General features: G+C 45.1%; 13 protein-coding genes. 6 read left to right on the top strand and 7 right to left on the bottom strand.

All coding sequences use genetic code 11. The features are described from left to right. Positions 1-11: 11 nt before the first annotated feature. Entirely contained in the window at positions 12-731 is a 720-nt protein-coding gene (locus tag MUK70_RS21930; RefSeq protein WP_234603041.1) for a DUF3784 domain-containing protein, read from the bottom strand. A 117-nt stretch (positions 732-848) separates the two neighbouring features. On the opposite strand from MUK70_RS21930, the gene MUK70_RS21935 reads away from it, so the two are divergent. Both MUK70_RS21935 and MUK70_RS30980 read left to right on the top strand, forming a co-directional pair. After that, positions 849-1,781, top strand: coding sequence for a DUF748 domain-containing protein (locus tag MUK70_RS21935; RefSeq protein WP_310590009.1), 933 nt, complete (start codon positions 849-851; stop codon positions 1,779-1,781). Beyond that, positions 1,736-2,002, top strand: a complete 267-nt coding sequence (locus tag MUK70_RS30980; protein WP_310590010.1) for a hypothetical protein — start codon at positions 1,736-1,738, stop codon at positions 2,000-2,002. The genes MUK70_RS21935 and MUK70_RS30980 overlap by 46 nt, the downstream gene beginning before the upstream one ends. A gap of 33 nt (positions 2,003-2,035) precedes the next feature. Here the strand turns inward: MUK70_RS30980 and MUK70_RS21940 are convergent, their stop codons facing one another. The 5 genes from MUK70_RS21940 to MUK70_RS21960 form a co-directional block, all read right to left on the bottom strand. After that, complete coding sequence (locus tag MUK70_RS21940; protein WP_234655146.1) at positions 2,036-2,701, bottom strand: bifunctional 4-hydroxy-2-oxoglutarate aldolase/2-dehydro-3-deoxy-phosphogluconate aldolase; 666 nt, start codon at positions 2,699-2,701, stop codon at positions 2,036-2,038. Positions 2,702-2,750: 49 nt separating this feature from the next. Further along, the gene (locus MUK70_RS21945) at positions 2,751-3,746 is read right to left on the bottom strand and encodes a sugar kinase (RefSeq protein ID WP_234655147.1); all 996 of its coding nucleotides are present in this window, start codon (positions 3,744-3,746) and stop codon (positions 2,751-2,753) included. Positions 3,747-3,820: 74 nt separating this feature from the next. Then, a complete protein-coding gene (gene uxaC, locus MUK70_RS21950; protein ID WP_234655148.1) occupies positions 3,821-5,245 on the bottom strand; it encodes a glucuronate isomerase in 1,425 nt (474 codons plus the stop codon). A gap of 146 nt (positions 5,246-5,391) precedes the next feature. Continuing rightward, positions 5,392-6,579 carry a mannonate dehydratase gene (gene uxuA / locus MUK70_RS21955; RefSeq protein WP_234655149.1) on the bottom strand — a complete coding sequence of 396 codons (1,188 nt, stop codon included), beginning with the start codon at positions 6,577-6,579 and terminating at the stop codon, positions 5,392-5,394. A gap of 103 nt (positions 6,580-6,682) precedes the next feature. Further along, the gene (locus tag MUK70_RS21960) at positions 6,683-7,294 is read right to left on the bottom strand and encodes an RNA polymerase sigma-70 factor (RefSeq protein WP_234655150.1); all 612 of its coding nucleotides are present in this window, start codon (positions 7,292-7,294) and stop codon (positions 6,683-6,685) included. A gap of 277 nt (positions 7,295-7,571) precedes the next feature. Between MUK70_RS21960 and MUK70_RS21965 the strand changes: the two genes are divergently transcribed. Further along, the gene (locus MUK70_RS21965; RefSeq protein ID WP_234655151.1) at positions 7,572-8,600 is read left to right on the top strand and encodes a LacI family DNA-binding transcriptional regulator; all 1,029 of its coding nucleotides are present in this window, start codon (positions 7,572-7,574) and stop codon (positions 8,598-8,600) included. A gap of 28 nt (positions 8,601-8,628) precedes the next feature. Here MUK70_RS21965 and MUK70_RS21970 read toward each other — a convergent pair whose 3' ends face one another. Beyond that, the gene (locus MUK70_RS21970) at positions 8,629-9,909 is read right to left on the bottom strand and encodes a DUF349 domain-containing protein (RefSeq protein ID WP_234603058.1); all 1,281 of its coding nucleotides are present in this window, start codon (positions 9,907-9,909) and stop codon (positions 8,629-8,631) included. A gap of 69 nt (positions 9,910-9,978) precedes the next feature. On the opposite strand from MUK70_RS21970, the gene ettA reads away from it, so the two are divergent. Genes ettA through MUK70_RS21985 form a run of 3 tightly spaced genes read left to right on the top strand, consistent with a single transcriptional unit; the run spans position 9,979 to position 13,684 of the window. After that, positions 9,979-11,646, top strand: a complete 1,668-nt coding sequence (gene ettA, locus MUK70_RS21975; protein ID WP_234603059.1) for an energy-dependent translational throttle protein EttA — start codon at positions 9,979-9,981, stop codon at positions 11,644-11,646. A gap of 23 nt (positions 11,647-11,669) precedes the next feature. Continuing rightward, positions 11,670-13,052 carry a UDP-N-acetylmuramate--L-alanine ligase gene (locus MUK70_RS21980; protein WP_234655152.1) on the top strand — a complete coding sequence of 461 codons (1,383 nt, stop codon included), beginning with the start codon at positions 11,670-11,672 and terminating at the stop codon, positions 13,050-13,052. 35 nt (positions 13,053-13,087) lie between these two features. Then, positions 13,088-13,684, top strand: a complete 597-nt coding sequence (locus tag MUK70_RS21985) for an LOG family protein (RefSeq protein ID WP_234603063.1) — start codon at positions 13,088-13,090, stop codon at positions 13,682-13,684. Positions 13,685-13,697 lie beyond the last annotated feature (13 nt).

Genomic DNA, 13,697 nt, shown 5'->3' on the forward strand with positions numbered 1-13,697 from the left:
ATTGAAAAGTCTTAATTAGCGCTCCAAAGCCTTAATTTGTCATAAAGATCCTGCGAGGCGATCTCGTCGGAGCTATAATAGATCTGATCCGTTTTTGTTGTAATAAACAGAAACGGATTTATTTTTTTATTAACAAATAGCTTGACTGCTCGTCCGTCTCTGGTTATAAAATTCCCTTTGGCAAAGTCACCCGCTGCAAAACCATTGGATTTATAGGAAATGGGCGGCAGTTCCGGTACGAGTTCGACTTTCGAGATGTCGTTTTTGCTTAATGTCAAACCATACATTCCCTTTATTTCCATACTATTATCGGTAAATATAAGCTTGCTGTCTTGCAGGCTTGAATACAGCTGCGTGGAAATCCCGACGATAATGACAAGTAAAATGGCCATTGCAACATAAGTGCCGGAACGCTGTCCCTTGGTCCCGCTATAATATTTGTTGCCTTTTGCAATCAAAAAGACATAAGCGAAAAGCGGATAAATGATGATGAATGAGCCTGCCCAGTTGTTGTTGAGCAAAGTCAGGATGAGGAAACCTGCGATCAGTGAAAGGCCCAGGAAAATATGAAATCTTTTAAAAAAACGGACATAACCAACGATGTCCATCTTGGCCCGGTCCGCTTCGGACATGGTGTTGTAACCCGATAAAATATATTTCGCATTACTGGCCGTGACAACGAAGCCAAGTGATGTGAAAATGACAGAAAGGATAATTGCGGCGGTAAACATATATGGATGATTGAGGGGTAAAACGCTTGTAAACAAGGGAAAATATCGTTGGCATCATTTTTGACTTCCAATACTCTGGAAAGCAAAACTTCCACACTCCGATATTACTATATAAACGTGAAAAGATCTGTAAAGATATTAATAGGAATAGTCATTATTCTCATAATTGGCCGTTTGATCCTCCCTTATTTTGTGGTTCGCTATGTGAACAAAGTCCTCGCGGATATGAATGGTTACACCGGCCATATTGAGGACGTGGATATTCATTTGATCCGTGGTGCTTACCAGATCGAAGGGATGAATATCCGGAAGGTAAACGGTAAAATTAAAGAGCCATTTATCCTTATTCCGAAAATGGACCTTTCGATACAATGGGAATCATTATTAAAAGGGAAGCTGGTCAGCGAGGTGGAATGTCATAATCCCGAGATTAACTTTGCGTTCAGCAGCAGCGAAGAGGGAAGCCAAACTGGTGCAGAAAATGACTGGACGAAAGTTATAAAGGATCTTCTGCCTATTGAAATAAACCGTTTTCAAATCATTAACGGCAAGGTGGACCTTACCAGCATTGTAAGCCAACCGAAGACTGATCTTACATTAAAAAACTTCCAACTGGAAATTTCGAACATTCGTAACGTAGAGGAAAAAGGCAAGGCTTTGCCTTCTCCGGTGAAAGCAACGGGCGATATGCCCGGCTTTGGAGGAACATTGTCGTTCACAGCCAATATGATGCTTTTGAAAAAAATCCCTGATTTTGATTATAACATGAGTCTGAAAGATGTGCAACTGGTGAAGCTGAACAGTCTTTCACGCAAGTATGGAAATCTGGATTTTGAAAAAGGGACAATGAGTCTCTTAAGCGAAATGAAAATGGTCGACGGAAAACTCGAAGGCTATTTAAAGCCGCTAACCAAGGATATGAAGATCTTCAAAATGAAGGAGGAAAACCGCAATGTGAGTCAGTTTTTTTGCGCGAGCTGCTGGCAGAAGGCGGCACTTTTATTTTGGAAAACAAAAAGAAAGACCAGGTTGCGACACGAATCCCGCTGAAAGGAACCGTCGGCGAGATCTCTACTGACCTCTGGCCGATCATCGTGAATGTATTGCGCAATGCATATGTAGAGGCTTTCAAAGCTGAATATGACCCTTCTATGAGCGTGAAAGACACCATCAAGGAGGTCCGGAAAGAGCGGAAAGAGAAGCGGAAGGAAAAACGCGAAGCACGTAGAGAAAAGCGGGAGCGCAAAAAAGCGGAACGTAAAAAAGATTAGGCTCCGCTTTTCATCTATATTGACTTATAAACCTTAACTGGCTTCCCGGAATTTGGTAACCAATGCAATGCTCTCAGCCACTTTCTGCTCGATCCAGGCATAGTTACCATCGGCGATAACGTCCTTTGGAAACAGATTTGACCCTAATCCAACTGCATACGCACCTGCCCCGAACCATTCGTTAATGCTCTCGGCAGTAGGCTGCACACCGCCTGTGACCATAATTTTAACATTCGGCATAGGCCCGCGGATGGCTTTGATAAATTTGGAGCCTACCACATCGCCTGGAAAGAGCTTCACCACTTCGGCCCCGGCTTGCTGAGCATTGTAAATCTCTGTTAATGTGGACACCCCTGGAATCCAGGGAATGTTGGCTTTTGCACACGCATAACCCACAGCCGGGTTAAGGCAGGGCGTTACGACAAAGTCCGTTCCTGCATCAATGAATTTTTGCGCAGTTTCTGCATCGTAAATCGTGCCGATGCCCATAGACAGCCCCGGAAGGCTTTCTTTTGTGTAAGCAACCAGTTCATTGAATACGGTAAATGCGTTCTCACCACGATTCGTGAATTCAAATGCCCGGGCGCCGCCCCTGTAACTGGCGTTGATCACCTCTTTGGCAATTTCTATGTCACTATGATAAAACAGGGGCAAAACGCCCACCTGATTTAATAGTTTTAATGTTGTTTCCTTATCCATGTTTTTGTTTTTTGAAGCAGCAAATGGCTCAATACACCCGCCAGGCACTTTAACGCTTAATGCGGCCGGAAGTTTCTCCCTGCCTGATCGCCTCAACTTCCTGAATAGTGGAAATCAGTGCGTCCCCTTCTATGGTGTGTTTCAATGCCGAAGCTGCTACGCCGAATTCAAGGGCCTTTTGCTGATCATTAAAGGTAATCAATCCGTGGATCAAACCGGCTATGAATGCATCTCCGCCACCTACTCTGTCGATAATAGGGTTTATTTCAATATCAGCAGTCTCCAGAAGCGCTGTTCCATTCCAAAGGTAAGCCCTTAGCAAGTTGTGGGAGGCGCTGATGGACGTCCGTTTTGTATCAACAACCGCCTTAATCTGTGGATATGCCTTTTGTAAATTGACGCAGGATTCGCTAAAATCGCTTCCTTCTATGCCAAAAATCTCCTTAATATTTTCGCTGTTTGCGATGACAATGTCGGTCCCGGCGGTGAGGTCAGGCAGGATATCGGATGGTTTTTTACCGTATTTCCATAAGTTAGCCCTGTAAAAAATGTCCCCGGAAACGGTTAGTCCGTATTTTCTGGCCACTTTGATTCCATCCAGAAGTGCATCCGCAGCTCCCTGGGAAAGCGCCGGCGTAATTCCTGCCCAGTGAAACCATTTGGCATCTTTCAAAATGCTGTCCCAATCAATCTCCTTCGGATCTATTTCTGCCAATGATGAATTAGCACGGTCATAAACGATCTGGCTGCCACGTAATGCTGCGCCGGTTTCCAGAAAATAAACGGCCATTCTGGGACCACCATAAATGATATGAGAAACATCAACACCGTGAAAGTGAAGATATTGCGCCGCAGCCCTCCCTATCGGCGAATCGGGGAACCGGGTTACGTGCGCCGTATGATGCCCCCAATAAGCTAACGCCGTGGAGACATTTGCCTCTCCACCTGCGTAAGTGACATTTAGTTGACGTGCTTGTTCAAAACGGGAAAAACCTGGTGTAGAAAGCCGCATAAGGACTTCTCCAAAAGAAACTATTTGAGCCATACCCTGCATGTTGACCTGAAAAAAGGTGATCTCAGGCCGGAGATTTAAATGAATTAATGGATATGTAAACCTAGCTAAAATCCGAAATAATTACTTGCATTCCGATAAGAAATGTCCTCCACCAGCTTGCCAAGCCACTGGATATCATTGGGCAGCTCACCATTTTCCACATCATTGCCAATGATATTACAAAGTATCCTGCGAAAATACTCGTGACGCGGGTAAGATAAAAAGCTCCTGGAATCGGTCAGCATCCCCACAAAACGGCTCAGTAAGCCCATATTGGAAAGGGCATTCATCTGGCGTTCCATGCCATCTTTTTGATCCAGGTACCACCAGCCTGAGCCAAACTGCATCTTACCGGCAATGGTTCCATCATTATAATTACCCGTCATTGTGGCTAACACTTCATTATCAGCTGGATTGAGGTTATAGAGAATCGTTTTAGCAAGCTGATCGGTTGAATCGAGTTTGTTAAAAAACTTGGACATCGCTTGCGCCTGACTGTAATCGCCGATGGAATCCCAGCCTGTATCGGGGCCGAGCTCACGCAGCATACGTGCATTATTGTTACGCAAAGCGCCGAGGTGAAACTGTTGCGTCCAGGTTTTGGCATGATCCATTTTCGCTGTTTCAAAAAGGACCAATGATTTGAATGCTTCCCGTTGCAAATCGCTGGGAAGCTGGCCATTGCGTGCTGCCGAAAACGCCTGTTTTGCAGCCTCTTCGTCGAACGTCGCATAAATGTGCTCCAAACCGTGATCAGAGAGCTTGCCGCCCATGGATGCAAAAAAGTCATGGCGATTCTGCAATGCAGCCAGCAGACCTTCGTAAGTATTGATTTCTCTCAAACCGGAAGTTTCACCAAGCTTAGTAAGATATTGATTAAACTCCTCCGGCGAATCGATCAGCAACATGGCTTTGTCAGGACGGAATGTAGGTAATACTTTAATCTCAAACCCGCTGTCTCTAATTGATTTGTGATCAGATAGCAAGTCCGTAGGATCATCCGTAGTGCAGATGATCTTTACATTCATTCTTTTCAAGAGGTTTTTTACAGAGAAATCCGGCTGCTTTAATTTCGCTGAACATTCATCGTAAATCTCTCTGGCAGAATCCTTATTTAACAAAATATCAATATCAAAATAGCGCAGCAATTCCAGGTGTGTCCAGTGATACAGTGGGTTGCGCATGGTGTACGGCACCGTAATTGCCCATTGCTCAAACTTTTCCCAATCGCTCGCATCACCTGTGCAATAGCGCTCATTGATGCCATTGGCACGCATTGCACGCCATTTATAATGATCGCCATACAACCAGATCTGCGTGATATTTTCAAACTGCTTGTCCGCCGCAATCTGGTCCGGAGGAAGGTGGCAGTGATAATCAATGATCGGCATTTCCTTAGCATAATCATGATAAAGAATACGCGCAGTCTCCGAACGAAGCAGGAAATCATCGGTGATGAAGGTCTTTTGTGCAGTAACGAATGTTGTCATATGGCAAGTATTTTTTCCCCCAACCCCCTAAAGGGGGCTATTTTTAATGATAAAGTCCAATAAAGTCCAACGCAAAGTCCCCTTTAGGGGATTTAGGGGCCCACAAAGCCACTCCCAAGCAAAACGCAAAGTCCCCTTCAGGGGATTTAGGGGCCCCTTTCAATAGCATATTCCAATCCCCGCAACTCAGCCAGCCCGCGCAGACGGCCAATGGCGGTATAACCGGGATTTGTTCTTTTCGTGCCCGACAGATCGTCCAGCATTCTATGGCCGTGATCGGGGCGGAATGGCATTCTTAAATCAACCCTTCCAGCTTCTTTTCTGCGTTTTTGTTCTGCCAGTAGTGCTTTCATCACATTATACATATCTACGTCCCCGTCCAAATGATCGGCTTCGTAAAAACTTCCATCATGCTCTCTTTTGGTTGCACGCAAATGGATGAAATGAATGCGGTTACCCAGCCTGTCAACCATGCCGCTGAGATCATTGTCCGGTCTTACGCCATAGGAACCTGTGCAGAAGCAGATGCCATTGGCCTCATTGTCATATGCTTCCAATAGCAACAAAGCATCATTTTCGGTGCTAACCACCCTCGGAAGGCCTAAAATAGGATAAGGGGGATCATCCGGATGGATTGCTAACCTCACGCCAGCCTCCGCGGCAACCGGCGCAACGGCTTGTATAAATTGATATAAATGCGTTCTTAACTCCAAGTCACCTACATGCGCATATGCACTCAGTGCAGTCCGGAACTCCTCAATTGTAAAGCTCTCTTCGGATCCTGGCAAGCCAGCAATAATGTTCCTCACCAGCTTGCTAACTTCTGCTTCCTCAGCATTATCGAGCCAGCTTTTTGCTTTTTGCTTTTGCCCGTCTGTGTAATCAGCTTCTGCTTCCGGTCTTTTCAAAAGATATAGATCAAAAGCTGCAAATTGTGCCGCATCAAACCGCAAACCAGTTGAGCCATCCTTCATAGGCGCGTCCAGGTCTGTTCTGGTCCAGTCCAGAATGGGCATGAAGTTATAGCAAACGGTGTCTATACCGCAGGCACCCAGGTTCACCAAGGTTTGCTGGTAATTTTTAATGTATCGTTCATAATCTCCGGTCCGGGTTTTGATGGCTTCGTGCACCGGGACACTTTCCACCACCGACCAGGTAAGACCGGCTTGCTCGATCATTTCTTTGCGAGCGTGTATTTCAGCTGTTTCCCACACTTCCCCATTGCGAATGTGGTGTAACGCCGTTACGATTCCGGTTGCTCCGGCCTGGCGGACATCCTGCAAACTCACAGGGTCCTGCGGACCAAACCAACGCCATGTTTGTTCTAATGCCATTGTTTATTCGGCTGTGGGCCTTCGGCGGTCGGCCGTTGGCTTTCAGAAGTTAATTTATATTTACTGATAAAACCGACAGCCGAAAGCCGACTGCCGAAGCTATTCAAGCTACCAACCTATGCTCCGGAACGCGTTCGCGCAAGACTTTCAAGGCCCGGCTCATTTGCGTTTCCACTGTTTTAACTGAAATTTCAAGCTTTTCCGCAATGTCACGGTAACGCAGGCCTTCCTCTCGGCTCAGCCGGAAAATGATCTGGCATTGTCTCGGCAAAGCCTGGATACACCCTTCCACGTGATCAAAAAACTCATTGAATGTCAATTCCTCAACGGGCGAAAAGTGATCTGCATGAGTTAGGTTCCACTGAACAGAATCCAGTGATTCGCGCTCATTTTGCCTGTGAATCCTTAGTTTCAGGTAATCCAGTGCCTGATTTCTTACTGCTCTGTAAATGTAAGCCTGAAACGAAGTGTGCACTTCAATCTGCTCGCGATTTTTCCAAAGTTTCACAAACACATCAGAGACAACTTCCTCCGCAATCTCACGGGTAATAACCACACGCATTGCATAGCTACAAAGAGATCTGTAATGATGCGTAAACAATTCGCGAAAAGCAGTGTAATCTCCGGTTGCCACTACTTTACCAAATAAATTTTCCAAAGCACTTTTCTGGGAATGGCCAGATGGCAAGGTGTTGGTAAATGATTTTGCTTCCATTAATGAGCTAGGTTAATTATAGAAAATTTCCAGGATTAGTAGTGGTGTGAGGTGTATCCTCGTCGTCAACAGTGAACCTAGTTTAACCATTGATTCGTTGATACACAAAAATTAATCTTGAAAAAGATCAATAAATCTACGCAACCGTTCCCGGAACCGTTCCCGTTTGCGGAATATTTCCCGGAAGTTGTTGCGTTGTTTGTAATTTGTGCAACAAACCGCAATTAGTGCATTGCTTATAGAAATTGTTGCATTTGTATTATTCCCATACTGTTCGATGAAAAAGACTTCTATCACCATCAAAGAAATCGCCAGACAGCTGGATATCTCAAAATCGACAGTTTCCCGGGCGCTACGCGACAGCAGTGAAATCAGTGAAGAGACGAAAAATAAAGTCATCGACCTGGCAGAAAAGCTTAACTATTATCCAAATCCCATTGCGATTAGTTTGCTCAAAAACCGTACGCAAACGATCGGTGTGATTGTGCCGGACATTGCAAACCGGTTTTATTCCTCGGCAATTGGTGGCGTAGAAGACATTGCTTACAGCCGCGGTTATCACACCATGATTTACCAAAGCCACGAACAACTGGAAAGAGAGCGTTCGGCTTCCCGGCACATTGCATCACGCCGCGTAGATGGACTGGTCGTGGCGATTTCAAGCCAATCCGAGAACATTGATCATTTTGTGTCTTTGCAGGAACAAGGCATTCCCGTTGTCTTTTTTGATCGCGTAAGTGATGCCATGCAGACGCATAAGGTCCGGATTGATGATTACAAAGGTGCTTTTGAGGCCACGGAGCATTTGATCAAGCGGGGCTGTAAGCGGATTGCGCACGTTGCGGGCCCAAAAACAGTTTCGATTACGCGTTTTCGTTTGGAAGGTTACAAAGATGCGCTCAGGAAATACAACATTGATTTTAAAGAAGAATGGGTGCTGCACAGCGAAATAAATCAGGCCGGCGGGACCGAAAGAACTTATCAGCTGATGGCATTGCGCGAGCGTCCGGATGCAATTTTCGGCGCCAGCGACCGGATCACGATGGGCATTCACTGGGCGTTGCGCCAGCTTGGTTACCGCATGCCTGACGATGTTGCGGTGGTGGGATTCTGTGACGTGGCCATGTCGTCCCTACTCGATCCTCCCGTGAGCTCAGTTACGCAGCCTTCATTTGAAATGGGCCAGCAAGCCACATCCCTGCTTTTGGATTTGATAGAAAGCAAAAATACCCCGGCCGAATATGAGACCAGGGTATTGCCTTCAAACCTTGTAATTAACAAATCGTCGATGCGCGTTAGCAAATAACTACCGGGTAATGACTACCCCGTAATCGTCACCCCGTAATCGTTTTCAACTTTCTTTCGAATTCTGAAAGGATCTTTTCTTTCATTTGCACTTTCCGCTTCTGAATGTTGATGCGGCCAGCTGCCTGCTTGTCTTGCTCAGGATCGCCGGTTGCAGTTCTGTCAAATTCCAGTATGGCAAATTCCAAATCGCTCTTTTCACGTTTTGCCAGCCATTCGAGCTCTCTGTATTTCGTCCTGAGTTGTTCTTCAGGGCTTTTCAATTCGAAAGCGGGATATTTTCTGCTGATCACACGTGCCAGATAGCTTAGCTCAAAGATCTTATCACAAACCATCCTGAAACGCTCTGCAAGCTCCTTATCAGCCATTTTGAAAGGAATTTTAATTTCCTTCCATTTGCTCAAAAGCACTTTTGCTTCCTGTGACGCTTCGATAATGTCTGGTGCACGCAGCAATGTCTCAGCTTGTTGCAGTAATTTCTGTTGTTCCACAATCCTTGGGTCAACGCGCACTTTCGGCTCGATGCCTTTGGCCAGATTGTATTTGTCGTAAAACAATTTCAAAAAGTGCCTGTAAGCCTTATTGACTTTGAAAAAACGCTTTGGCGGCACTTCTCCAATGTTATTCCATGCATTACGCACTTCCCTCGCTTTCTGATAAGCGTCGTCCAAATCACGCGAATAACTAAGCGTTTTGGTAATTTTGATCAGCTTCTCATATTCCTCGATGCGGAATTGATTTATTTTATTCTGCTCGTCGAAATAATCCCTGCGGCGTTGGAAGAAATTATCCAGGATTTGCTGAAAAGTGGTTTCAACCTCCTCCTGATATTCTTTTTCAACCGGCCCTGTACGGATCCATTTCGCTTTGATTTCCTGAATTTGATCCGTTGCGGTGGTGTAATCTTCAATAGCCGCTGCAACTTTCACATCTTCAATCAATGCCCGTTTGATTTCCAGGTTTTTAAGCTGGTTAACCTCGATCAAACCCTTCAGATACTCCTCTTTTTCTTCCAGTCTCTGCAACAACGGAACAAAGTCCCCAAGTGCATCAAAACCTTTAAGCTTACGTTGAAGCTGGATCAGCTTGGTAAGATAAGATCCTTTGTTAAGTGCCTCATCTATTTCTTTTTCCAACTGCTCCACTTTGTTCAGGACGATGTTAAAACGATTCTTAAAATAGTCAATCGCTTCTTGCTCAGTCCGCTTTACTTCTCCAATTTGCCGGTCGGGGAATTCCAAATACCCCTTTAAAAATACTTTGCTGTCTTTAACGTAGCCGTATTCATCATTCAATGTGGCATTTTCCATTCTTTCAATTTTTTATCTGCTAAGTGTAGGGATAATAACGATATTTGTTACGCACAAATTAAACAAAAAATGAGTAACGAAACCATAATTTTCTCAATGTCGGGGGTTAACAAAATCATTCCTCCAAACCGGCATATCATTAAAAACATCTATTTATCCTTTTTTTATGGTGCTAAAATCGGGGTTTTAGGTTTAAACGGATCAGGTAAGTCGACGCTTTTACGCGTTATAGCAGGAATTGATAAGGACATTCAGGGAGACGTGGTTTTTTCTCCCGGATATTCAGTGGGAATGCTTGAACAAGAGCCAAAACTAGACCCTACCAAGACTGTAAGAGAGGTTGTAGAAGAGGGCGTTCAGGAGATCGTTGACCTTTTGAATGAATTTGAAAAAATAAATGAAGCATTCGGAGAAGAGGATGCAGATTTCGATAAACTCCTTGAACGTCAGGGAGAAGTGCAGGAAAAACTGGATGCAACAGACGCCTGGAATTTAGATAATCGTCTGGAAGTGGCCATGGACGCATTGCGCTGTCCGCCTTCGGATGCATTGGTTTCAACACTTTCCGGTGGTGAAAAACGCCGGGTTGCATTGTGCCGCTTGCTGCTTCGCCAGCCTGATGTTTTGCTTCTGGATGAGCCTACTAACCACTTGGATGCGGAATCTGTGCTTTGGCTGGAAGAGCATTTGAGACAATATAAAGGAACGGTCATTGCCGTAACCCACGATCGTTACTTCCTGGATAATGTCGCTGGCTGGATCCTCGAACTGGATCGCGGCGAAGGCATTCCATGGAAAGGAAATTACACTTCTTGGCTTGAACAGAAGCAGGAACGTTTGAAAAAAGAAGAAAAAACAGAGTCGAAACGCCAGAAAACATTGCAGCGCGAGCTGGAATGGGTGCGCATGGGTGCAAAAGGTCGTCAGGCCAAGTCCAAGGCTCGCTTGGGCGCTTACGAGCGCTTATTAGGCGAAGAAGGCCGCGAGAAAGAAGAAAAATTGGAGATCTTCATTCCAGCCGGACCTCGTCTTGGCAACAAGGTGATTGAAGCGCATAATGTTTCGATGGGCTTCGGTGACAGGCTTTTATATGAAAACCTAAACTTCGCTTTGCCCCCAAACGGCATTGTCGGCATTATTGGACCAAACGGTGCGGGTAAAACGACACTCTTCAAACTCATAACGGGTCAATTAAAACCGCTAAGCGGACATTTTGATGTCGGCGACACGGTAGAACTGGCTTATGTGGATCAGGAACATGATAATCTGGACCCTGTTAAGACTGTTTACCAAAGCATTGCGGATGGAAATGACTGGATCATGATCGCAGGCAAGCAATCCAATGCGAGAGCTTATGTGAGCCGTTTCAACTTCGGCGGCGGCGATCAGGAAAAGAAGGTTGGTAACCTGTCGGGTGGAGAAAGAAACCGCGTGCATTTGGCGATGACATTGAAAGAAGGCGGCAACTTGCTTTTGCTCGATGAACCTACCAATGACCTGGACATTAACACTTTGCGTGCATTAGAAGAAGGTTTAGAAAACTTTGCGGGCTGTGCAGTAATCATATCCCACGACCGGTGGTTCCTGGACCGCGTTGCCACACACATTCTTGCTTTTGAAGGTGATTCTCAGGTTTATTGGTTTGAAGGAAATTTCTCTGAATATGAGGAGAACCGGAAAAAACGAATGGGCTCAGATCTGACGCCAAAGCGCATCAAATACAAAAAATTGGCTTAATCAGAAACAGTTAAACATTATCAATGAGTCAGATTTCATCTTTGGATAAAATACATTTCATATCAATTGGTGGCAGCGTAATGCATAATCTTGCCATTGCGCTCCATTTAAAAGGATTTATCATCACAGGTTCCGACGACGAGATATATGAACCATCTGTAAGCCGGCTTGCGAAATACGATTTGCTTCCGACCGTAACAGGTTGGTTTCCAGAAAAAATAACGGCTGATCTCTCGGCCGTTATTTTGGGAATGCACGCTCGTCAGGACAATCCTGAGTTGGCAAAAGCGAATGAATTGGGGATTAAAGTGTATTCTTATCCTGAATATATTTTTGAACAAAGCCAGAACAAACAACGCGTGGTCATCGCCGGAAGTCATGGGAAAACAACCATTACTTCAATGATCCTGCACGTTTTAAACTTCAATAAGCGCGTTTTCAATTATCTCGTCGGCGCGCAGATCGAGGGGTTTGATAACATGGTGAAGCTTTCGGAAGAAGCGCCGCTCATTGTGATTGAAGGGGATGAATATTTCACATCGCCCTTGGATCCGACACCCAAATTCATGCATTATCAGCCGCATATCGCACTCATCAGCGGCATTGCGTGGGATCATTTCAATGTATTCCCAACTTGGGAATCCTATGTAAAACAATTTGAATTGTTGGCGGATTCCTTGCCAAAAGCCGGGGGAATTATCTTCGATGAAACCGATGATATGCTGAATGTAATCGGTCAAAAAGAGCGTACAGACGTTGTAAGCACGCCTTACCACGCCCATCCTTATAAAATTGAAGATGGCAGAACGATTCTGGTTACACCGGATGGAAAAGAAGTTTCTGTGCTGGTTTTTGGAAACCACAACATGAAAAATATAAGCGGTGCTTATGCCGTTTGCGAACGCCTGGGCATTACTGATGATCAGTTCTACGAAGCCATTCAGAGCTTCAAAGGCGCTTCTAAACGGCTTGAATTATTGGGCAAAACAGACACGGTGAGCATTTACCGGGATTTCGCACATGCGCCTTCCAAGGTGGAAGCAACGACCGCTGCTTTGAAAGAACAATATCCGGATCGGACATTGGTTGCCTGCGCAGAGCTGCACACATTCAGCAGTTTGAACAAAGATTTTTTGAGCCAATATCGCAGGAAGTTGAAGTCGGCTGATATTGCAGTGGTTTATTTTAATCCGGTAACCGTTGAGCACAAGCGACTTGAACCCATTTCGGAAGACGACATTCGCACAGCGTTCAAACGCGAAGACCTTCATGTTTTTACAGACTCTGCAAAAATGGTGGAGTTTCTGAAATTACAGACCTGGGAAAACGCCAACCTGCTGCTAATGAGCTCCGGAACTTTCGGTGATCTGGATTTGAAGGCATTGGCGGATTCGCTTTTAGCCTGAGTTTTACATATACACTATAATTCTAAGTTGAAGTTATGCAATCCATTGTAGTTTACTGCGGTTCAAATCCGGGCAAAAAACCAATTTACGCTGAAACCGCCTATGCCTTAGGCGCAGAACTGGCAAAAAGAAACATCAGGCTCATTTACGGCGGTGGAAATATGGGCTTAATGGGCCGCGTGGCTGACGGAGCCATGGAAAACAATGGCTCCGTGACCGGCATCATTCCTAACTTTCTTGCCAAACTGGAAGTTGCCCACAAAACACTGACCGAGATCCATTTCACGGAAACCATGCATGAGCGTAAAGCCAAAATGGCCTCCATTACAGACGGCGTTATTGCACTTCCGGGCGGCTACGGCACTTTTGATGAGTTATTTGAAATACTCACCTGGTCGCAACTGAAAATTTTTAAAGGACCGGTTGGCTTGCTGAATGTCAATGGATTTTACGATCTGATGCTTTTGCAACTCGACAAAATGGTGGAAGAGGGGTTTTTACACCCTGATAATCAAAAACTTTTGGTGGTGGCTGATAATGTATCAGGCCTCTTGGAAAAAATGGAAGCATTTCGTGTTGGAAACACAGAAAATAAGCCATTGGATAAGTCGTTATATGTAGACAACAATTAACTACCCTTCCAAA

It is taken from the genome of Dyadobacter chenwenxiniae (genome assembly GCF_022869785.1).
GTDB classification, from domain to species: domain Bacteria; phylum Bacteroidota; class Bacteroidia; order Cytophagales; family Spirosomataceae; genus Dyadobacter; species Dyadobacter chenwenxiniae.